This is a genomic window from Bradyrhizobium sp. USDA 4451 (assembly GCF_054822585.1).
This window is the reverse complement of the sequence record NZ_JBTRCH010000001.1, coordinates 3,705,443-3,725,941: the sequence shown is the minus strand read 5'-3', so window position 1 is coordinate 3,725,941 and position 20,499 is coordinate 3,705,443. Positions and strand designations below refer to the sequence as shown.

General features: G+C 66.0%; 17 protein-coding genes. 9 read left to right on the top strand and 8 right to left on the bottom strand.

What is annotated here, in order from left to right; all coding sequences use genetic code 11:
* Positions 1–104 precede the first annotated feature (104 nt).
* The 3 genes from ACVMB0_RS17190 to ACVMB0_RS17180 are packed head-to-tail and all read right to left on the bottom strand — an operon-like array spanning position 105 to position 4,364.
* On the bottom strand, positions 105–1,718 hold the full coding sequence (locus ACVMB0_RS17190) for a GMC family oxidoreductase (protein WP_456749722.1): 1,614 nt from the start codon (positions 1,716–1,718) through the stop codon (positions 105–107).
* 59 nt (positions 1,719–1,777) lie between these two features.
* The gene (mhpA, locus tag ACVMB0_RS17185; protein ID WP_461347058.1) at positions 1,778–3,367 is read right to left on the bottom strand and encodes a bifunctional 3-(3-hydroxy-phenyl)propionate/3-hydroxycinnamic acid hydroxylase MhpA; all 1,590 of its coding nucleotides are present in this window, start codon (positions 3,365–3,367) and stop codon (positions 1,778–1,780) included.
* A gap of 1 nt (position 3,368) precedes the next feature.
* Positions 3,369–4,364: a VOC family protein gene (locus tag ACVMB0_RS17180; RefSeq protein ID WP_461347057.1), complete on the bottom strand. Its 996-nt coding sequence runs from the start codon at positions 4,362–4,364 to the stop codon at positions 3,369–3,371.
* A 296-nt stretch (positions 4,365–4,660) separates the two neighbouring features.
* Here ACVMB0_RS17180 and ACVMB0_RS17175 point away from each other — a divergent pair, with 296 nt between their 5' ends.
* Positions 4,661–6,622 carry a putative bifunctional diguanylate cyclase/phosphodiesterase gene (locus tag ACVMB0_RS17175; protein ID WP_461347056.1) on the top strand — a complete coding sequence of 654 codons (1,962 nt, stop codon included), beginning with the start codon at positions 4,661–4,663 and terminating at the stop codon, positions 6,620–6,622.
* A 161-nt stretch (positions 6,623–6,783) separates the two neighbouring features.
* Here ACVMB0_RS17175 and ACVMB0_RS17170 read toward each other — a convergent pair whose 3' ends face one another.
* From ACVMB0_RS17170 to ACVMB0_RS17160, 3 genes are read right to left on the bottom strand one after another with little or no spacing between them, the layout of a single operon-like run.
* On the bottom strand, positions 6,784–7,764 hold the full coding sequence (locus ACVMB0_RS17170; RefSeq protein ID WP_456749726.1) for a PDR/VanB family oxidoreductase: 981 nt from the start codon (positions 7,762–7,764) through the stop codon (positions 6,784–6,786).
* Positions 7,765–7,776: 12 nt separating this feature from the next.
* A complete protein-coding gene (locus ACVMB0_RS17165; RefSeq protein ID WP_456749727.1) occupies positions 7,777–8,523 on the bottom strand; it encodes a GntR family transcriptional regulator in 747 nt (248 codons plus the stop codon).
* A 4-nt stretch (positions 8,524–8,527) separates the two neighbouring features.
* The gene (locus ACVMB0_RS17160) at positions 8,528–9,577 is read right to left on the bottom strand and encodes an aromatic ring-hydroxylating dioxygenase subunit alpha (RefSeq protein WP_456749728.1); all 1,050 of its coding nucleotides are present in this window, start codon (positions 9,575–9,577) and stop codon (positions 8,528–8,530) included.
* A gap of 190 nt (positions 9,578–9,767) precedes the next feature.
* Between ACVMB0_RS17160 and ACVMB0_RS17155 the strand changes: the two genes are divergently transcribed.
* Genes ACVMB0_RS17155 through ACVMB0_RS17120 form a run of 8 tightly spaced genes read left to right on the top strand, consistent with a single transcriptional unit; the run spans position 9,768 to position 16,489 of the window.
* A complete protein-coding gene (locus ACVMB0_RS17155; RefSeq protein WP_456749729.1) occupies positions 9,768–10,493 on the top strand; it encodes a GntR family transcriptional regulator in 726 nt (241 codons plus the stop codon).
* A 58-nt stretch (positions 10,494–10,551) separates the two neighbouring features.
* A complete protein-coding gene (locus ACVMB0_RS17150; protein ID WP_461347055.1) occupies positions 10,552–11,517 on the top strand; it encodes an ABC transporter substrate-binding protein in 966 nt (321 codons plus the stop codon).
* A gap of 1 nt (position 11,518) precedes the next feature.
* Positions 11,519–12,274, top strand: coding sequence for an ABC transporter permease (locus tag ACVMB0_RS17145; RefSeq protein ID WP_461347054.1), 756 nt, complete (start codon positions 11,519–11,521; stop codon positions 12,272–12,274).
* Positions 12,253–13,059 (top strand): ABC transporter ATP-binding protein, encoded by an 807-nt coding sequence (locus ACVMB0_RS17140; RefSeq protein WP_461347053.1) that lies wholly within the window; start codon positions 12,253–12,255, stop codon positions 13,057–13,059. The genes ACVMB0_RS17145 and ACVMB0_RS17140 overlap by 22 nt, the downstream gene beginning before the upstream one ends.
* Before the next feature lie 7 nt (positions 13,060–13,066).
* Positions 13,067–13,867: an ABC transporter permease gene (locus ACVMB0_RS17135; RefSeq protein ID WP_456749733.1), complete on the top strand. Its 801-nt coding sequence runs from the start codon at positions 13,067–13,069 to the stop codon at positions 13,865–13,867.
* Positions 13,868–13,880: 13 nt separating this feature from the next.
* The gene (locus tag ACVMB0_RS17130) at positions 13,881–14,546 is read left to right on the top strand and encodes a polysaccharide deacetylase family protein (protein WP_461347052.1); all 666 of its coding nucleotides are present in this window, start codon (positions 13,881–13,883) and stop codon (positions 14,544–14,546) included.
* Positions 14,543–15,412 (top strand): fumarylacetoacetate hydrolase family protein, encoded by an 870-nt coding sequence (locus ACVMB0_RS17125; protein WP_461347051.1) that lies wholly within the window; start codon positions 14,543–14,545, stop codon positions 15,410–15,412. Before ACVMB0_RS17130 ends, ACVMB0_RS17125 begins: the two co-directional genes overlap by 4 nt.
* 33 nt (positions 15,413–15,445) lie before the next feature.
* Entirely contained in the window at positions 15,446–16,489 is a 1,044-nt protein-coding gene (locus ACVMB0_RS17120; RefSeq protein ID WP_461347050.1) for a 5-methyltetrahydropteroyltriglutamate--homocysteine methyltransferase, read from the top strand.
* Between the two features lie 250 nt (positions 16,490–16,739).
* Here the strand turns inward: ACVMB0_RS17120 and ACVMB0_RS17115 are convergent, their stop codons facing one another.
* Positions 16,740–17,729: a DUF2778 domain-containing protein gene (locus tag ACVMB0_RS17115; RefSeq protein ID WP_461347049.1), complete on the bottom strand. Its 990-nt coding sequence runs from the start codon at positions 17,727–17,729 to the stop codon at positions 16,740–16,742.
* A 260-nt stretch (positions 17,730–17,989) separates the two neighbouring features.
* Positions 17,990–20,371, bottom strand: coding sequence for a putative bifunctional diguanylate cyclase/phosphodiesterase (locus tag ACVMB0_RS17110; protein ID WP_461347048.1), 2,382 nt, complete (start codon positions 20,369–20,371; stop codon positions 17,990–17,992).
* Between the last annotated feature and the right edge of the window lie 128 nt (positions 20,372–20,499).

The window sequence follows — 20,499 nt, the reverse complement described above, 5'->3', positions numbered from 1 at the left end:
CGAACTCGAACTCAAACCTGCCAATTGCTGCGACGAACAGCCGCCAAAAACTCCGCAGGAGCCGAATCCGTCACAAGCTCTCAGGATGACGGAACTGAGTATTCCTACCGCGCATCCTCCAAAATCATGTCCGACGCCTTCTCCGCGATCATGATCGTCGGCGCGTTGGTATTGCCCGACATCAGGTCCGGCATCACGGAGGCATCGACCACGCGCAGACCGTCGATGCCGCGCACCTTGAGCCGCTGGTCGACCACCGCGAGCGGATCGTTGCCCATCCGGCAGGTCGAGGTCGGATGATAGACCGTGCTGCCGGTGCGGCGGCAGAACTCCAGCAGATCGTCGTCGCTGACCACCTTGGCGCCGGGATCGACTTCGCCAACCGCATATGATTTCAGCGCCGGTGCGGCCAGGATCTTGCGCAGGATGCGGATGCCGTCGATGAAGGCGCGGCGGTCGGTCTCGGTCGCGAGATAATTGATGCGGATCTCCGGCGGCACGCTGGGATCGGCGCTCCGGATCTTCAGCGAGCCGCGGCTCTCCGGACGCAGCTGGCAGACCGACGCCGTGAAGCCCGAGAACGGATGCAAATTCTCGCCCATCTTGTCGGTCGAGAACGGCAGGAAGTGGATCTGGATGTCGGGCGAGGCCAGCCGCGGGCTGGTCTTGAAGAACGCGCCGGAGGTGCCGGCGGCAATCGTCAGCGGCCCCTTGCGCAGTGCCGCGTAGCGCAGGCCCGCCATGACGCGGCGCACCGGATGATTGACGATGTCGTTCAGCGTGACGCTCTGCGCGCAGCGCGTGACGATGCGCACCTGCATGTGATCCTGCAGATCGTTGCCGACGCCGGGCGCGTCGAGCAGAATCTCGATACCATGCTGCTTCAACAGATCGGCCGGGCCGATGCCGGAGAGTTGCAGCAATTGCGGCGAGTTGTACGCGCCGCTCGACACCAGCACCTCCTTGCGCGCCTTCGCTGTGCGCAACTGCCCGCCCTGCTTGTAGGCGACGCCGTTCGCGCGCTTGCCGTCGAACAGGATGCGCTGCGCCAGCGCCGAGGTCTCGACATGCAGATTGCCGCGGGTCAGCGCCGGCCGCAGATAGGACCGCGCCGTCGAGGCGCGCCGGCCGCGCCGCGTCGTGGTCTGGAAGAAGCCCGCGCCCTCCTGGGTCGCGCCGTTGAAATCCGGGTTGGTTGGAATGCCGATCTCGGCCGCGGCGTGCACGAAGGCTTCCGACAGCGGGTCGTGATGCCGCCAGTCCGACACCGGCAGCGGACCGCCGGTGCCGTGATATTTGTCGCCGCCGCGCTGCTGATCCTCGGCCTTTTTGAAATAGGGCAGCACGTCGTCATAGCCCCAGCCGGCATTGCCGCGCTGGCGCCAGCGGTCGTAGTCCTCGTGCTGGCCGCGCACATAGAGCAGGCCGTTGATCGAGCTCGAGCCGCCGAGCACCTTGCCACGCGGCTGGAACACCTGTCGGCCGTTCAGGCCGGGCTCCGGCTCGGTCTGGTACATCCAGTTGACGGATTTTTCCTTGAACAACTTGCCGTAGCCGAGCGGCACATGGATCCAGATGTTGCTGTCCTTCGGCCCGGCCTCGAGCAGCAGCACCGAGTGCTTGCCGTCGGCGCTCAGGCGGTTGGCGAGCACGCAACCGGCCGAGCCGGCACCGACGATGACGTAATCATACTCGGCCGCATCACTATTGTTGTTCACTGGTTTCCCCCGGAATTTCTTTGTTCCGGTGGTACAGACAAAGCACCGTCTTGAAAAGGCTAGGGCTCTGCGCTGAGGTTCTGGAGCAGTTGCCTGACAAGCATATTGAGCTTGTCGGCGTTCCCGGCGGCGCCGAACACATAACGATCGGGCCGCACAATGACGGCCGACGCGTCGTGTTGCTGCATCCACCCCGCGAACAGTCCGTCGCGCTCGACCACCGTCAGGATACCGTCAGTATCGCTGCTTTCGCCTGACGCAGCGATGACAACGCGCTGGCCGGCGAAACGCTGCCAGGCGGCACGAGACTCCTCCGACAGCCAAGCCATCGGCTCGGCGCTCGCCGTCGCAATCGCAAATTCCGGTTGCAGCAGATCGTCGAGCCGGCAGGTCCGCCCGTCCGGCGCGCACACATGCGGCTGCACGAACAGCCGCCCGGCAAGCACGGCATCGCGCGCGATCAGGCCGGTAACGAGATCGGGAATGAATTTCTGCCGGATGGTTTCGGCCGTGCCTGCCTTCAGCTCGGCGCGCAGCCGCAGGTCGCGTTCGGCCGCAGCCACCGGATCGAGCTCGCCGATGATCTTGCCGAACTCCTTGGCGCTGGCGACGACGGTGCGGACATGCGGCTTGCGCTCGATCTCGTAGCTGTCGAGCAGCGTCTCGTCAGCGTCACCGCGCAGCACCAGCCGCAGCTTCCAGGAGAGGTTCACGGCGTCGCGGATGCCGGCGCACAGCCCCTGCCCGAGGAACGGCGGCGTCTGGTGCACGGCGTCGCCCATCAGCAGCACGCGGCGGTCGCGCCAGCGCTGCCCGAGCAGCGCGTGGAAGCGATAGACCGCCGAGCGCCAGATCGTGAGGTCGGAGATGTCGGTGAAGCCCTTGAGCAGTTGCACCACATTGTCGGGCGCGCCGAACGCCTCGGGATCCTCGCCGGGCAGCAGCTTGATCTCCCAGCGCCGCAGATTGCGCGGCCCGGGAACGAAGGTGCCGGGGCGCTGTGGCCAGCAATACTGAAAGCTCTTGGCCGGCCGCTTGGCGGGATCGCTGGTCAGCGTGTCGACCACCATCCACCATTCATCGAAGGCGAGATCGTCGAGGCCGACGCCGAGCTGCTTGCGCACAAAGCTGTTGGCGCCATCGCAGCCGACCAGATAGCGCGCGCGGATCGAAAACTCCTCGCCGGATTCGCGCCGCGCGGTCAGCGTCACCGCGTCGTCGTCCTGCCGCAATGCCACGCCGGCGGCAGCGAGGACGACGTCAGCATGCGGATATTCGGCGAGCTTGTCGCGCAGCGCCTGCTCGAGGTCCGGCTGCACGAAGGTGACGTTCGGAATCCAGCCGAGCGGGAACGGCGGCGGCATCGGGTCGAAGATCTTGATGATCTCGCCGTCGACGCCGAGATAGTGCGAGCCGTTATGCGGAGCGATCGCCTGCTCCATGAACTCGCCGAGCCCGATCGCCTGCAGCACGCGCAGCGCCTCATGGTCGAGCGTGATCGCACGCGGCTTGTCGTAGATCTCGGCGACGCGCTCGACGACGGCGACGCTCAGGCCCGCTTTCGCGAGCAGATTGGCGAAGATGGCGCCGACCGGCCCGAGGCCGACGATCGCCACATCATGGCTGGAGTTCGCGACTGACAGTGACATGCTACTTCGCGAGGTAGCTCTCGAGCGTCACCGGCTTCGGCTTGATCTGCGGCTCGCGGATCGCGACACCTTCGAACGGCGTCGCTTCCTCGAACCAGGCCTGCCGCGCCGGCAGGCCCCACGGAAACGAGATCGTGTGGTCGGACGGATCCCAGCCGATCGGCTCGTTCTCGATGTCCATGATCTGGTAGTGCGTGTTGAACAGCTCGACGCGGTGTCCGTCGGGATCGCGCATGTAGACATACATCGCGTGCCCCGGCCCGTGCCGCCCCGGGCCGCGCTCGACGGCGGCGCCATAGCCGAGCTCACCGGCGATATCGCAGGCGTTCAGCAGATGATGAACCTCGGGCGCGAGGAACGCGAAGTGATGCAGCCGCGGCCCCGCGCCGTTGAAGAACACGATGTCGTGCGGATTGCCCTTGCGTTGCAGGAACACGCCGCGCAGATCGAACGTGCCGGCGGGCGCGATATACTCGCTGAGCCGAAAGCCGGCCGCGGTGTAGAACTCGCAGGCCTTGCGCACCTCCGGCGTCAGCACCTGGTAATGATCGAGGCGCAGTGCCGAGCCGCCGGCATGGCGGCTGAATCGGGTGATCATGCGCGGCTCGACCGGCATGGTGGCGCAGAACTCCAGCGGCGTGCCGGCCGGATCGGTCGCATGCAAGGTGCGGCCCTGATGCGGCACCTCGGCCCAGCCGGTCCGGCATCCGTTGGCTTCGAAGAAGGCCTTGAGCCGGTCGAGATCGTCATCCCTGAACACCCGCAGGCCCAGCCGCGCGCAGACGGCGTCCGCGCCCTTGCGCAACACGAGGCTGTGATGACAGGCCTCCTCGACGCCGCGGAAATAGAACGCATCGCCCTCCTCCGCGGTCAGGATCAGCCCGATCACCTTCTCGTAGAACTGCCGGCTTGCCGCGAGGTCACGCACGGTCAGGACGACATGGCTGGCCCGCGTGATCCGGAACCCGGGATCGTGGTTCGTGGTCGGGAGGCTCATGCGCACCTTCTGGTTCTTGTCGTTCTCTGCCGCTCGCGGGAACTCGAGTCATTGCGAAAAACCGGCGGGGGATCAAGCCGCGTGGCGCTAGGCAGTCTCTGCCGGTCCCCGACGTCCCGTCACGCATTTGTATCGATTTGTTAGCAATGCCCGCCAGTGGAACCGGAACCAGCGCCCGCCGTGGCAGGGTCCGTTCCAATAGTTCATAGTTTGTCAAAGGTTTGCAGAGAATTCTTCGCTGCTGCGCCTTGGCCAACCGCGCAGGCGACGTAGTGACGCGCAGACAGCGTAGTGAGATGCGTACCTATCTCAGATCATATTTCGCGGCCCTGTTCGCGGGTGACCTCGCGGCCTTCGGCGCACCACCGACGGATGAAGCGCTTGCCGGCCATATCCGCGCCGAGCAGGTGTCGCTCGTGCTCGGCTATTCCTTCGGCATCATGCTGGCCAATGCCTGCAACGCACTGGTGCTCGCAGCGGCGCTCTGGCAATCGCCGGATTGGGCCTTTGCGCTGGTATGGGCGGCTGCGGTGAGCAGCGCCGCGCTGTTCTTCGGGCTGCAGGCTCGCGCATCGCGCCACCTCGCCAAGCCGCAATTCGTGTCGCGCCGAACCATGTATCGCCTGGTGCGCAATGCGCTGGCGCTCGGCGCGGCCTGGGGCGTCGTCCCGGTCGCCTTCTTCGCCGGTGCGTCGAGCGGCGGGCAATTGGTGATCACGTGTCTTTGCGCCGGAATGCTCGCCGGCGGCGCCTTCGCCTTCTCGACCATCCCGATCGCCGCGATCGCGTTCACCGCGCCGATCTTCGTCGGCATCGCGATCTGCCTCGGCCGAGACGGCGACTTCATCTATCTCCTGATGGCGGTGCTGGTCTTGGTCTACGGATCCGTGCTGCTGCGCGGCGTGTTCGTCAATGCCTTCGAGTTCAGGCGGCGGATCATCGCCCAGCACGAGGCCGAGCGGACGGTGCGGCAGGATCCGCTGACGCATCTGCCGAACCGCGTCGCGTTTAACGAGGCGCTCAACGGCGCGCTGAGCCGGCTCGAGCGCTCGGGCGAGGAGTTCGCCGTGCTGCTGCTCGATCTCGATCGCTTCAAGGAGATCAACGACAGGTTCGGCCGGCCGGCCGGCGACGAATTCCTGGTGCAGGTCGCGGCGCGGTTGCAGCGCTGCACGCGCACCGCCGAACATGTCGCGCGGATCGGCGGCGACGAGTTCGCGCTGATCATGTCCAATCTGACCCGGCCCGAGGACGCGCTGGCGATCGCCGACCGGTTCGTCGCGGCCTTCGCCGATCCGTTCCCGATCGACGGTTTCGAGATCACCAGCGCGATCAGCATCGGCATCGTGCTCGCGCCACGCGACGGCAACACCTCCCACGACCTGCTCAAGCATGTCGACATCGCGCTCTACCGGGCCAAGAAATCCGGCCCCGGCACGATCTGCTTCTTCGAGGCGAGCGACGACCAGTCGGCGCGCGACCGCCGCGCCTTGCAGCGGGATCTGGAACAGGCGATCGAGGCGGACCAGCTGTTCCTGGTCTACCAGCCGTTCCTCGACATCCGCAAAGGCCGCGTCACCGGCTTCGAGGCGCTGCTGCGCTGGCAGCATCCGGCGCGCGGCCTGATCCCGCCGAGCGTGTTCATCCCGATCGCCGAGGAGAGCGGGTTGATCCACCAGCTCGGCGAGTGGGTGATCCGCCGCGCCTGCGCGATGCTCTCGCGCTGGCCCGACGACATCAGGATCGCGGTGAATTTCTCCGCGGTCCAGTTCCAGAACGTCGGCATCCTGCAGACCATCGTCGAGGCGCTGGCCGAGGCCAACGTCGCACCAAACCGGCTCGAGATCGAAATCACCGAATCGATGCTGATCTCGAAATACGGTTCGGCGCCCGCGATCCTCAACGGGCTGCTCGAGCTTGGCCTGACAGTCGCGCTCGACGATTTCGGCACCGGCTTCTCCTCGCTGACCTATCTGCGCAAGCTGCCGTTCAGCCGCATCAAGATCGATCAGTCCTTCATCCGCGACATGCTGACCCAGCCGGATTGCGCCGCGATCGTCAAATCGGTGATCGGCCTCGCGCAGGAGCTGAAGATCGGCGTCGTCGCCGAAGGCGTCGAGACCGCAGATCAGCTCGAATATCTGCGCCAGACCAGCTGCGACGAAGTGCAGGGCTATCTGATCGGCCGGCCGATGTCGGCCGGCGAGATCACTGCCCTGCTCGATCACGATCCGCGGCACTCGGTGCACGCGGCGTAACCTGGCGAACGGCTCCGCCCGTCATTGCGAGCCACCCGGTCGGCGCCGGATGACAGGCTCCGCGAAGCAATCCATCGGCCCGCAAACGCGGTTAGATGGATTGCGTCGTCGCTATCGCTCCTCGCAATGACGGCGGAGGGCAGAATCGTGACGCAGTCGCATCAGAGCGGATCGGCGCGATGCAACGTGTCCACCGTGATGGTGCCGCGGGCACGCGACACGCAGGCGCAGATCTTGCGGCTCTCCTGCTTCTGGTGGTCGCTGAAGAACACGTCGCGATGGTCGATCTCGCCGTCGACATCGACCACGTCGAGCGCACAGACCCCGCATTCGCCGCGCCGGCAGTCGCTCATCACCTCGTGGCCGGCTTCGTTCAGCACGTCCAGCATCGAGCGGTCGCGCGGGATCACGAACTCGGTGCCTTCATCGCGGAGTCGCACGCGGAACGCTTCGGTCGGCAACAGCCCGCTCGATCCGAAGGTCTCGTAACGCAGATCGGTCATCGGACGGCCGGACGCTTCCCAGGCCCGCCGCGCCGCATCGAGCATCCGCATCGGCCCACAGAACAACGTCATCGTATCCTGCGGCAGACCTGCGAAGACGCTGTCGAGGTCGAGCCGCCGGCCCTCGTCGCCGGCATGAACGATGAGGCGGTCGCCGAGCAGACGTTCGAGCGCACCGAGATAGGCCGCATCGCCGCGCGTCCGCGCGGCATAATGCAGCGTGACGCCGACATCGCGGCGCGCCAGCGCCTGCGCCGCGCCGACGATCGGCGTGATGCCGACGCCGCCTGCGATCAGGCAGAATTGCCGCCGCGTCCAGTCGAGCTGCACCAGCGAGGCGGGCTGCGTGATGTTGAGCCGCGCGCCGGGCGCGAGCGACCACATGTAGCGCGAGCCGCCGCGGGAATCCGGGGCGTGCCGCACTGCGATCCGGAACCCCTGCGGATCGACCTCACCGACCAGCGAATAGGATCTTGTCTGCGGCTGGCCGTCGATGGTGACGCCGACGTCGATATGGCTGCCGACCGGATAGGGCGCGGCGGTGAAATCGTCGGGCCGCAGCAGGAATTCGCGGATGCCGGGCGTGAGGTCGCGCACGCCAAGCAGCGTGGCTGATGTCCAGGTTTCGATGAATCGCATGGCGCGCTCCGTTCAGCCGGCCGAGATCAGCGCCAGTGCCGGCAGCAGATCGAGATGGGTGCGGTTGCGCAGCGCCAGCCGCAGATTGCGCGCCGCGAGCCTTGCATGCTCGCGCATAACGGCCTCGGCACGCGCGCCCTCGCGGTTCTCGATGGCGTCGACCACGACGCGATGATGATCCTGCCCGATCAGCAGGATCTGACGCGCCTCGGGCAAGACCGATTGCGCCATCACGAAGCCGCTCGGCGAGGCGAATGGCAGCGCCGAGGCGCGGTCGATCTGCCGGATCAGCGGCGGGCTGCGCGACAGCTCGGCCAGCAGCACGTGGAAGCGGGCGTTGAGCGCGACATAGGACGAAAACGCCTCGATCGAGATCGGCTCCTGCCGGACCAGGCCGTCGATCTCGTTGAGGCATTGCTTCAGCGGCTCGAGATCGCGCGACGAGACGCCGCGCTCGGCGGCAAAGCGCGCGGCCAGTCCCTCCAGCGTGCCGCGCAGCTCGATCGAATCGAGGATGTCGCGCTCGGAAAATGCCTTGACCATGAAGCCGCCGGACGGGATCACCTCCAGCAGGCCTTCCTCTTCCAGCCGGACCAGCGCCATCCGCACCGGCGTGCGCGACACCCCGGTGACCTCGACCGCCTGCAATTCCGAGATGCGCTCACCCGGCCGCAAGCCGCCGGAAACGATCAGCTCGCGCAGCGCAAGCTGCGCCCGCACGGTCTGCGACACTGAACGCTCGGCTTCGCGCTCCGCCATGCCGCTACTCCGCCGCTTGCAGCTGCTGCGACGGGTTTTCCTTCGCCACCATACGGTCGATGACGCGTCGCGCCCACATCGCGCCGGCATCGATGTTGAGATTGTAGAACACGCGGTCCGGATTCTCGTCCATCGCGCGCTGCTGCGCTTCCAGGATGATCTCGTCCTCGTGGAAGATGCCGGCGACGCCGTCGCGGATTTCCGAGGTCAGCCGCTGCTCGGTGATGCGGTGGTTGCGGACGAAGGCCCAGAAGTAATGGCAGGTCTTCTCGGTTTCCGGCGTGATGGTGTTGAGCACATAGCCGTTGACGCCCTGCGAGCGATCGCCTTCCGGCGCGCCCGTTCCGGCCGGCGCGACGCCGACGTCGATGTTGACGGTGCACGGCGCCTCGAAGCGGATGATCTGCCAGCGATCGACCGGGCCCGGCTTCTGCAATTGCTTGGCCCAGAACGGCGGCGGCTCGATGCCCTGCATCCAGCGCGTCACGGTGACGGTCTTCTCGCCATGGGTGACGTCGAACGGCGCTTCGGCGACCGCGTCATTGCCGATGCTCGAGCCGTGCACGAAGGTCTCGTGGGTCAGGTCCATCAGATTGTCGACGACGAGGCGATAGTCGCATTTGACGTGGATGGTCTTGCCGTCGCCGGCCCAGGCCGGATCGTGGTTCCAGTGCATGTCAGGCACCAGCGCCGGATCGGCGAGCGCGGGATCGCCCATCCAGAGCCAGATGAAGCGGTGACGCTCGACGACGGGATAGGCGCGCACGCAGGCCGACGGATTGATCGTCTCCTGCGACGGCATGAAGGTGCAGCGGCCCTGCCCATTGTATTTCAGGCCGTGATAGCCGCAGACCACGGTGTCGCCGTCGAGCCGGCCCTTAGAGAGCGGCACCAGGCGATGCCAGCAGGCGTCCTCGAGCGCCACCACCTCGCCGTCGCCCTTACGATACATCACGACATGCTTGCCGCAGATCGTCCGCGGCAGCAGCGCATGCTTGATCTCGGCATCCCAGCCGGCCGCGTACCAGGCGTTCATCGGAAAGGGCTTTGGCACGAGATCCTCCCTAGTTGCATTCTGATTGTATACATTAATACTCCATTTTCGGCAATTTCCCAAGGAAATTCTCGCTCATTCGTGCCGTCAACGCCATATCAGTATACATTAACTGTCAAGAGAGGTCTGCGTCCGAATAAAATCGATTTTCGATTGACGGCAACAAGGTCGTCCGCCAGTCTGCGCGGCCATGAACATCGCCTTGAGTTTTCGCGAGGGCCTGGCTGGCGACGGGCCGCGCAGCCTGACATCGGCGGTTCAGGAGCGGCTGCGCGCCGACATCCTGTCGACCCGGCTGCTTCCGGGCCAGAAGCTGCACATCGCAGGTCTCGCCAAGCAGTTCTCGGTCAGCCTCGCCGCCGTCCGCGAGGCGCTGTCGCGCCTGGTGGCCGACGGCCTGGTGCAGGCTTCCGACCAGCGCGGCTTTCGCGTCTGCCCGGTCTCGCTCGCCGATCTCGCCGATGTCACGCAGACCCGGATCGACATCGAGGGCCTTGCGTTGCGGCGCTCGATCGAACGCGGCGACGAGGCCTGGCTGTCGTCGGTCGCGGCGGCCTGGGAATCGCTGAAGGCCGTGCCGCATCGCTATCCCGATGACCCCACCGTGCATTACGAGGAATGGGTGGTCCGCCACCGCGTCTTCCATCGTGCGCTGGTCAATGCCTGCGGATCGCAATGGCTGCTCGGCTTCCGCGACGTGCTGCATGAGCAGAGCGAGCGCTACCGGCGGCTTTCGATCCGCCGCGAGGTCGGCAGGGCGCGCGACGTCCAGGCCGAGCACGCCGCGATTGTGGACGCGGTTTTCGCGCGCGATGCGGATGCGGCAGTTCGCGCATTGTCAAAGCATTTCGGCACCACCAGGGAATTCGTCGAGCTCGCGGCTCCGCGCATCGCGGAGGTCAACGGCACGCCCTGATCCACGGCGCGCAAGGCGCCGCAAATAACAACAATCGATATCCGGGAGAAACAGAACCATGAGCATCACGCGCCGCCGCGCGCTGGCAACCCTGATCGCCACCACCCTGCTGGCCGGCCCAGCGGTCGCCGCCGACACGATCCGCGTCGGCCTGCCGACCAAGACCTATTGGCCGACGACGATCGCCGAGACCGCGGTGCGGCAGAAGCTGTTCGAGAAGGAAGGCATCAAGGCGGAGCTGACGGTCTATCGCAGCGGCGCCGAGACCTTCGAGGGCATGGCGGCCGGAGCCGCCGACATCATCCTCGATCCGCCGTCGCTGGTATCGGCCGGCCGCAAGAAGGGCGTGATGTCGCGGATCGTCGCCAATGCTGCGATGGGCAATTTCGGCTGGCAGCTGATGGTGCCGGCCAAGTCCACGCTCGAGGTCAAGGATCTCAACGGCAAGAAAGTCGGGATCACCGCGGCGGGCTCCGGCTCCGACCTGCTCGCGCTCTGGACCATCCAGGACAGGAAGATCGACTTCACCCGCGTGCCGGTCGGCGGCGGCGGCCTGGTGCCGAACCTGCTTGCCGGCAATGTCGATGCCGCCGTGGTCTATTCGCCGCTCAGCTTCCAGGTCGCCAAGTCGGGCGAAGCCAAGACCATCCTCGACTATGCGACCGCGGCACCGCCGAACCTCACCGCGGGCTGGATCGTGCTCGACAAGTTCGCCGAGGCCAAGCCGGAGGTGGTGCAGAAGGCCGTCAACGCGCTCTATGGCGCCGTGCAGTTCATGCGCGCCAACCGCGACGTCACCGTGAAGCTGATCGCCGACCTCTACGAGATGCCGCCCGAGATCGCCGCGATGGAATATGACAACACCATCATGAAGCTCGAGACCGAAGGCGACATGGCCGCGGCCAACGTGCCGGCGGCGGTGCAGCTGTCGCTCGATCTCGCCAAGCTCGGCGGATTGAAGGACATCGTTCCGGTCGAGGACGTGATCTCGACCAAATTCAAGCCGGTTCCGACCAGGCCATAAGATGCAGGCCACCCTCACCATCAAGCTCGCGCGGGTCGCGATCGTGATCGCGATCTTCGCGCTGTGGGAAATGCTGTCGCGGACCGGCCTCGTCAATCCCCGCCTGCTGCCGTCGGCATGGGATACGCTCGCCACCCTCGGCGACCTCTTGCAACGGTCGAGCGTCCGGACCGACCTCATGGTGACCGCAACCGAGGTGCTGACCGCCTTCGCGCTCGCGGTGCCCATGGGCGCGCTGATCGGCTTCCTGATCGCGGAGAACCGCTATTTTGCCGATGTCGCCAAGCCATTGCTGTTCTTCGCCTTCAGCATCCCGAAATCGATCTTCCTGCCGATGTTCATCCTGGTGTTCGGCGTCGGCTTCGCCCAGAAGGTCGGCTTCGGCTTCTTCTCGACCATCTTCATCGTGATCATGTCGACCACGACGGCTGTCGAGTCGGTCAAGGTCGAGCATCTGACGGTGGCCCGCTCCTACGGCGCCACGCGCGCGCAGACCGCGTTCCGCGTCTATCTGCCGAGCATGCTGCCGGTGCTGCTGGAAGCGCTGCGGATCTCGATGATCTTCAACCTCACCGGCGTGATCCTCGCCGAGATGTACGCCTCGCGCGACGGCATCGGCCACCAGATCGCGACCTGGGGCGAGAACTTCCAGATGAAGCAGCTGCTCGCCGGCGTCGTGATGGTCGCCGCGATCGCCATGACCTTCAATGAACTGATCAGATGGGTGGAAACACGATGCAGCCATTGGCGAACGTGACACCGTTGAAGCCTGCGCCGCGCGCCGGCGCGATCGAGGTGCGGAATGTCGGGCAGGTGTTCCGGACCAAGTCGCAGGACGTCGTCGCACTGGAGAATGTCTCGCTCGACATCAAGCCGGGACGCTTCGTCGTGCTGGTCGGCCCGAGCGGCTGCGGCAAGTCGACGCTCCTGATGATGATGGCCGGGCTGCGCGCGCAGACCTCGGGCAGCATCACCATCAACGGCGCGCCGATCCCGCAGCCGGACCCGAACCGGGTCGGCGTCGTGTTCCAGGAAGCGAGCCTGTTTCCCTGGCTGACCGCCGAAGACAATGTCGAGTTTCCGCTGGCGCTGCGCGGCGTCGCCAAGGCGGAGCGCCGGGCCAAGACGCAGGATGCGCTCAAGCTCGTCGGCCTCGAGGGCTTCGGCAAGCGCCACCCGCACGAATTGTCCGGCGGCATGAAGCAGCGCGTCTCGATCGCGCGCGGCCTGGTGCAGGACCCACCGGTGCTGCTGATGGACGAGCCGTTCGCCGCGCTCGACGAGCAGACCCGCATGACGATGGGCGACGAGCTGCTGCGGATCTGGGCCGCCACCGGCAAGACCATCGTGTTCGTCACCCACAGCCTGACGGAAGCGGTCTATCTCGCCGACGAGGTGATCGTGATGTCGCCGCGGCCGGGCCGCATCGTCGATCAATTGCAAGTCAATCTGCCGCGGCCGCGGACCTACGAGATGCTGAGCGGCGATGCTTTCGGCGCGCTGCGCGACCGCATCTGGCGGCACATCCGCAAATCGGCGTGAGACGGCGATGAGCGCGAAAACCCTTCGTCATCTGATCGTCGCAGGCCTGCTCGTGCTGTGGGAGCTATTGCCGCGCACCGGCCTGATCCCCGAGTTGTTCCTGCCGTCGCTGTCCTCCACCCTGCTCGCCGGCTGGAACGAGGCGGCCGAATATGGCCACGCGCTGGCGGTGACGCTCTACGAGGTCGCGGTCTCGATGGCGTTCGCCTGCGGCGGCGGCATCCTGCTCGGCGCCGTCGTCGGCAGCCTGCCGCGGCCGCGACTGCTGATCATGCCGATGGTCTCGAGCCTCTATGCGGTGCCGCTCGTGATCCTTTATCCGGTGTTCACCGTGTGGCTCGGCATCGGCTCCGAATCCAAGATCGCCTTCGCGTCGATCTACGGTTTCCTGCCGACCATGCTGGCGACCGCGGCCGGGATCCAGACCATCGACCCGCAATTGCTGCTCGCCGCGCGCAGCATGGGCGCGACGCTGAGCCAGCGGCTGGTCCGCGTCATCATTCCCGCCGCGATCCCGACCGTGCTGTCGGGCCTGCGGATCGGCGGCGCGCTGGTCATCGTCGGCGTCGTGGTTTCGGAGATGCTGATCTCCTCCGCCGGCATCGGCTATCTGATCTCGCGCTACCGCACCATCCTCGACAGCCCGCACGTGTTCGCCGGCGTGCTGCTGGTGCTGTTCATGGCGATCGCCTTCAATAGCGCGATCCGCTGGGTCGAGCGCAAGGCCGCGATCTGGCAGACCGGCACGCGCGCCGGCCAGAGCGCCGCCGACGAGGTCGGCTCCGGCGCGATGCAGCCGGCGACGTGAGGGGATCGCTGAAATGTTCGACCTCACGCTGACATTCGACAATGGCCCCGAGCCCGACGTGACGCCGCGCGTGCTCGATATCCTGGCCGAGCGCGGCATCAAGGCGACATTCTTCGTGATCGGCGAGAAGCTCGGCGATCCCGCGCGCCGCCGCCTCGCCGCCCGCGCACGCGACGACGGCCACTGGATCGGCAATCACACCTTTACGCACAGCACGCCGCTCGGCCTGCAAGCCGCCGCGGACACGGCCGAGCGCGAGATCGGCCGCACCCAGGCTGTGATCGGCGACCTCACGCATCCCAATCGCTGGTTCCGGCCGTTCGGCGGCGGCGGCAATCTCGACGAGCGGCTGCTGAAACCCTCCGTGGTCGACTATCTCGCGCACCACAAGCACAGCTGCGTGCTCTGGAACGCGATCCCGCACGACTGGGATGACCCCGGCGGCTGGACCGAGCGCGCGCTCGCGCAATGCCGGACGCAGCCATGGACGCTGCTGGTGCTGCACGATCTGCCGACCGGCGCGATGACCCGTCTCGAAGGGTTCCTCGATCGCGCCGCGGCGAACGGCGCCCGCTTCCGTCAGGATTTTCCGCCGCAATGCATCCCGATCCGCAACGGCGAGATCGCGCTGCCCATCGAAGCCTATGTTTCCTCCATCGAACAGAGTGAGAGACCATGAAGATCGCAAGTTTCAAGGCGGCCGGTGCCGCAAGCTACGGCATCGTGACCGATGCGGGGGTGATCGACGCCGGCAGGCGGCTGAAGCCGTATCCGACGCTGAAGGCGCTGCTGACGACGGGCTCGCTGAATGAGCTGAAGAAGCTGCAGGGTGAGCCCGCTGACCACGCGTTGAAGGACGTCGAGCTGCTGCCGACCGTGCCCGATCCGGACAAGATCTTCTGCATCGGCGTCAACTATGCGACGCATCTCGCCGAGAGCGGTCATCCGACGCCGCCGCATCCGATGATCTTCACCCGCTTCGCCAACAGCCAGGTCGGTGCCGGCCAGCCGATGATCCGGCCGCTGGAATCGGAGCGCTTCGACTATGAGGGCGAAATGGCCGTGATCATCGGCAAGCCCGGCCGCCGCATCCCGCGCGAGGCGGCGCTCGCCCATGTCGCGGGCTATGCCTGCTACAACGACGGCAGCATCCGCGACTGGCAGCGCCACACCTCGCAATTCGCGCCCGGCAAGAATTTCGTCGGCACCGGCGGTTTCGGACCCTGGATGGTGACATCAGACGAGCTGACCGACATCGGCCAGCAGCACATCGCGACCCGCCTCAACGGCGTCGAGGTGCAGGCCGCGCCGATCTCGGACCTCGTGTTCGACGTCGCCACCCTGATCGCCTATTGCTCGACCTTCACCGAGCTGGTGCCGGGCGACGTCATCGTCACCGGCACCACCGGCGGCGTCGGCGCCTATCGCACGCCGCCGCTGTGGATGAAGGACGGCGACGTCGTCGAGGTCGAGATCTCCGGCATCGGCGTGCTGCGCAATCCGGTGCAGGACGAAACCGCGGCAAGCGCGACGCGCGCAGCCTGATCGGGCCGCACTACCAACAAGAAGGAGGACATCATGAACCTGCCCACGCATCTGCTGCCGACCACCGTCGTCGGCAGCTACCCGCAGCCGGAATGGCTGGTCGATCGCGCCATGCTGTCGAAATCGGTGCCGCGCACCCGCATGCACGCGATGTGGCGGCTGCCGGCCGAGCATCTCGAGGAAGCGCAGGACGACGCGACCGTCGTCGCGATCCGCGACATGGAGCGCGCCGGCATCGACATCGTCACCGACGGCGAGATCCGCCGCGAGAGCTACTCCAACCGGTTCTCCACGGCGCTCGAGGGTGTCGATGCCGACAATCCCGCTGTCATCACCGCACGCACCGGCAACACGCAGACGCCGGTGCCGCGCGTGGTCGGCCCGGTGAAGCGCAGGGGACCGGTGGAGCTGCACGACATGCAGTTCCTGCGCAGGAACACCGACCGTGCCGCGAAGATCACCCTGCCCGGCCCGTTCACGATGAGCCAGCAGGCCAAGAACGAGTTCTACAAGGACGACGAGGAGCTCGCGATGGCCTTCGCCGAGGCCGTCAATGCCGAGGCGCGCGACCTCGAGAAGGCCGGTGCCGACGTCATCCAGCTCGACGAACCCTGGGTGCGCAACAATCCGGAACTCGCGAAGCGCTATGCGGTGAAGGCGATCAACCGCGCACTGGAGGGCATCACCATCCCGACCGTGGTGCATCTCTGCTTCGGCTATGCCGCCGTGGTACCGGGCTCGACCAAGCCGGCCGGCTATTCCTTCCTCGCGGAGCTCGACGACACCATCGCCGACCAGATCTCGATCGAGGCGGCACAGCCGAAACTCGATCTCGGCGTGCTCAGGGATCTATCATCGAAGACGATCATGCTCGGCGTACTCGACCTCGGCAATCCCGAGATCGAACCCGCGACGGTGGTCGCCGACCGGATTCGCAACGGCCTGAAGCATGTGCCGGCCGAGCGGCTGGTGGTCGCGCCGGACTGCGGCATGAAGTACATGCCGCGGCAGGTCGCGTTCGGAAAACTCAAGGCGATGTGTGACGCCGCTGGGATTGTCAGGAAAGAGATCGGCTAAAGCATGAGCCGGAAAAATGCGGGGCAGCATCTCCGCACAACGCGCTGTCATCGCCCGGCTCGCCGCCTCCGCTTGAGCTTCGGCGCGCCTGAAAGCAAGAGCCTCGTCGAAGCCTTGGCGGAGACGGGATCGGGCGATCCAGTATTCCAGAGGCGCTAGCGCTTGAATCGAGAGGCCGCGGCGTACTGGATCACCCGCTTTCGCGGGTGATGACAATCGAGCATGTGGTAACGGCGACGCTACTCGCGGCTTATGAGTTCGACGCGGAGCGCGTCGAGGCCGACTTGACGTCCTTGATGCTGATCACGACGGCGATGCGCTTGATCGTGCCGTTGCGGTAGGCCTGCAGGAAGCGGTCGTAGTGCTTGACCGAGATGCAGCCATTGGAGTCGCCGTTCGGTCCGAGCATGTAGCTGTGGACCAGCAGGCCGACACGACCGAACGTGTCGCTGCCGTCGACCGGGGTCATGCGCAGCGCCGGCACGCCGTGGAACAGCTTTTCGCGCGGCTTCATCTCGTAGATGCCGGGCGGCGTCGCACCGGCGTTGCGGGCGTTCACATGCGCGGGATCGTCGAGCAGATTGCCGAGGCCCGAATGCGCCTCGAATTTGGTGCCGTCGGGCATGTACACGATGCGGCCGGTGATGTCGTACACCGCCGTGGTGCTGTCATAGCCAAGTGCGCCGAGATCGGGGCTCGGACCGGACAGCAGGCCGTCGTTCGGATCGATCGAGGCAAGCTGGATCTTGCCCGGCATCATGTCGGCGATCTTCTGCAGGAAGGTCCGGTTGTCGCCCTGCGGCGCCTGCGGAGGTGGCGGCGGCTGATCGTTCCGCGCCAGCAGATTGGCTTCGGCCGGCCGCGAGCGCGGCATCGGCACCGCAGAGGCGGATGGGGTCGTCGTTGTGGCCGCGACCGACGCTGTCGCCGGCTGGCTGACCGGCAGCTCGGTCTGGGTGTCGCGCAGCTGACCGGCCAGCGCGTCCTCGATCTGACCGAACTCGGAATTGAAATCGCCGCGGCTCGAACGGAATCCGCGGCGAAGGGGGTAATACAGCGAAGCCGTGTTGATCGTGGAGCGCGAGCCGAAGCGATCGTCGAAGTTCAGCGATGCGGCGGTGTTGGCGAACGCGGGTCCGTGCAGCCATGCGGTCGGGTCGATGCCGACCACCCAGGCGGCAAGGCCAGACGACAGGACGAGCGCCGTCGCGGCGAACGCCGTGCTGCCCACCAGAGACATGCCGCGGCTCGACTGACGCGCGGCAGCTTTCGTCGTACGTTGACCCATCATCCCCAAGTACGGTGCTCTGGAGCCTGTTACCCGGCCCACATGGGATTCACCGATCACGCATCATATCAGGGAATTAGAGTAAGGCATAATCGAGACGAAGCCGGCAACGACAGGATTTTTAAACGTTTTTCGGATGGAAAGTGCCGGGAATCAGCCTTCGCCAGGCCAAAGCAGCCGAAAATGTCCCGATTCGGGACAATTTCGGCGACTCAGGCGATCTTTTCCTCGCGTAGCGTGAGCACCGGCACCGGCTTCCCGATGGCGTAACCCTGGACGTAGTCGACGCCGATCTGGCGCAGCTCGTCCAGGATCGCGAGGCTCTCGACAAACTCCGCGACCACCTGCTTCTGCATGATCTTGGCGGTCTTGGTGATCATCTCGACCATCGCGCGATCGACCTTGCTGTTCAGGATCTCCTTCACGAACGAGCCGTCGATCTTGATGACGTCGACCGGCAGATGCTTGAGATAGGCGATCGAGGACATGCCGGTGCCGAAATCGTCGAGCGAGAAACTGCAGCCGATCTCGCGCAGCCGCGCGATGAAGGTCTGGGCCTCGTCGAGATTGGAGATCGCGCTGGTCTCGGTGATCTCGAAACACACCACCGCCGGCGAGACATCAAGCTCAGCAAACAGGGCGGCGACGAAGTCGACGAAGTCGCTGTCGCCGATGGTGGCGCCGGACAGATTGATCGCATAGCTCGCGATCTTGCGCGGGTCGCGCTTGCGCTCGGCGATGATCTCGAAGGCGCGGCGAACCACCCAGCGATCGATCAGCGGCATCAGGCCATAGCGTTCGGCCGCCGGCAGGAAGCTGCCGGGCGGCACCATGGCGCCGCTCTCGTCGCGCAGCCGCAGCAACAGCTCGCGCCGGTCGTGGCCCTTCAGCGTGCCGTTCAGCGGGCGGATCTCCTGCTCGTAGAGGCAGAAGCGCCCCTCGTCCAATCCCTTGCGGATGCGATTGACCCAGCTCATCTCGGCGACCCGCACCGCCATGCCGGTATCGGACGGACGGTGCTCCTGGACGCGATTGCGGCCCTTGTCCTTGGCGAGGAAGCAGGCGACGTCGGCGAGCCGCAGCGCATCCTGCACCCCGGCGCTGTCGGCAAGCCCGACCAGGCCGATGCTGGCGCTGATCCGGAAGCTCGAGCCCTCATGGACGAAGTTCGACTGCTCGACCACGGCCCTGATCCGCTCCGCGGCGTCGGCCGCGACGTCATGCGTGGCCGAGCCGTCGTCGCGCAGCAGGATGCCGAATTCGTCGCCGCCAAGCCGCGCCACCAGCCCGCTGTCGCCAACCTCCGCAGCCAGCAGCCGCGCCACCTGCTTCAGCAGCCGGTCGCCCGCCATGTGGCCGCAGGTGTCGTTGACGATCTTGAACTGATCGAGATCGATCAGCATCAGGTCGGCGCCATCAGACGGCGCACCCGACATCGCCTTGTGCAGCTCGAACTCGAACTGGCGCCGGTTCGCAAGCCCGGTCAGCGCGTCATGCGAGGCGGCCCAGGCCAATTCCTCGACCAGCCGCCGCTCGGCGGTCATGTCGTGAATGATCATGACACGGCCGGCCGGTTCGCCGGCATGCACGATCGGGGTCTCGACCACCGAAACCGGCACGCTGGAATGATCCGGCCGCACCAGGAGCCGCTGCTGCGGCCGGCTCTCGCCGTCGGCCTCGCCGCTCTGGAACGATCCCCGCACCGGCTGCTCGGCGATGTTGAACAGCGATGACAGCTGCCAGCCGGTGACGTCCCGCTCCAACGCCACCAGCCGCTGCGCGGCGGCGTTCATGTAGCCGACGCGATCGTCCTGCGTGGTGACGATGACCGCATCGCCGATCGAGGCCAGCGTGAGCTGGGCGCGCTCCTTCTCGACGGCAAGCGCGGTCTCGGCAAGCCAGCGCCGCCACAGCATCCGCCTGGTGTGGAACAGCACGATGCCGGCCAGGCAGGCCGCGATCACGAGATTGACCAGCAGCAGCAGCGCGGAGACCTGGCGCGACGCCTTGCCCAGATGATCGGAGAAATCGACCGCCAGCGTGCTCAGTGCCGCATCGACCACACCGATCCGCTCGACCCAGTGCCTGATGGTCGCGGCCGACGGATCATGCAGCGCGACATCGTTCGCGGCCTCGTTCCTGATGTCGATCAGCTGATCGAGCAACGCATCGGAATTGCGCCAGGCCGTGACCGCGCCGGCGACGTGATGCATCGTGCGGAAATATTTGAACAGCCAGATCAGGCCGCCAATGTCGTCATCATGATTGCCCGCCGCGGCGAAGCCGGCGCGGGCCACGGCGTCATTGTTGCCCGGCGATTCCAGCGCGCGCCGCGCCGTGCGATCGGCCAGCGGTACCGCGATCGCGGCATCGAACTTCCGCAGATAGAGCGGTGCGCCGGTCGAGACATAGATCTGAAGATCGCGAATGGCGTCCTTCTGCCCCTTCGACCACAGGCTTTCGCCCGCCACATAGGCCCGCACCGCGGACATCACCTGCAGGCTCCCGGCCGACAGGCCGGCCAGCAGCAGCACGATCGCCAGCAGCGGCCCCACCACCCGCCACAGTGACCAGCTTCGAAACGAAAAGAACATGCCCAATGCGCCCGACTCTGAAATTGCCGGGTCAGCCTAGGAATCGCGACTTAACCTCACGTTGCAAAACGCAATGAGTTTGAAACGACTTGGTTGTAACACAATCGCTTCAAACTTTACGCAATCCG

What these genes read in the sequence shown, in the direction of transcription:
- mhpA (WP_461347058.1), bottom strand. Translation starts at nt 3,367, where the DNA reads ATGTCACTGTCAGTCGCGAACTCCAGCCATGATGTGGCGATCGTCGGC.
- ACVMB0_RS17180 (WP_461347057.1), bottom strand. Translation starts at nt 4,364, where the DNA reads ATGAGCCTCCCGACCACGAACCACGATCCCGGGTTCCGGATCACGCGG.
- ACVMB0_RS17175 (WP_461347056.1), top strand. Translation starts at nt 4,661, where the DNA reads ATGCGTACCTATCTCAGATCATATTTCGCGGCCCTGTTCGCGGGTGAC.
- ACVMB0_RS17170 (WP_456749726.1), bottom strand. Translation starts at nt 7,764, where the DNA reads ATGCGATTCATCGAAACCTGGACATCAGCCACGCTGCTTGGCGTGCGC.
- ACVMB0_RS17165 (WP_456749727.1), bottom strand. Translation starts at nt 8,523, where the DNA reads ATGGCGGAGCGCGAAGCCGAGCGTTCAGTGTCGCAGACCGTGCGGGCG.
- ACVMB0_RS17155 (WP_456749729.1), top strand. Translation starts at nt 9,768, where the DNA reads ATGAACATCGCCTTGAGTTTTCGCGAGGGCCTGGCTGGCGACGGGCCG.
- ACVMB0_RS17150 (WP_461347055.1), top strand. Translation starts at nt 10,552, where the DNA reads ATGAGCATCACGCGCCGCCGCGCGCTGGCAACCCTGATCGCCACCACC.
- ACVMB0_RS17145 (WP_461347054.1), top strand. Translation starts at nt 11,519, where the DNA reads ATGCAGGCCACCCTCACCATCAAGCTCGCGCGGGTCGCGATCGTGATC.
- ACVMB0_RS17140 (WP_461347053.1), top strand. Translation starts at nt 12,253, where the DNA reads ATGCAGCCATTGGCGAACGTGACACCGTTGAAGCCTGCGCCGCGCGCC.
- ACVMB0_RS17135 (WP_456749733.1), top strand. Translation starts at nt 13,067, where the DNA reads ATGAGCGCGAAAACCCTTCGTCATCTGATCGTCGCAGGCCTGCTCGTG.
- ACVMB0_RS17130 (WP_461347052.1), top strand. Translation starts at nt 13,881, where the DNA reads ATGTTCGACCTCACGCTGACATTCGACAATGGCCCCGAGCCCGACGTG.
- ACVMB0_RS17125 (WP_461347051.1), top strand. Translation starts at nt 14,543, where the DNA reads ATGAAGATCGCAAGTTTCAAGGCGGCCGGTGCCGCAAGCTACGGCATC.
- ACVMB0_RS17120 (WP_461347050.1), top strand. Translation starts at nt 15,446, where the DNA reads ATGAACCTGCCCACGCATCTGCTGCCGACCACCGTCGTCGGCAGCTAC.
- ACVMB0_RS17115 (WP_461347049.1), bottom strand. Translation starts at nt 17,729, where the DNA reads ATGTCTCTGGTGGGCAGCACGGCGTTCGCCGCGACGGCGCTCGTCCTG.
- ACVMB0_RS17110 (WP_461347048.1), bottom strand. Translation starts at nt 20,371, where the DNA reads ATGTTCTTTTCGTTTCGAAGCTGGTCACTGTGGCGGGTGGTGGGGCCG.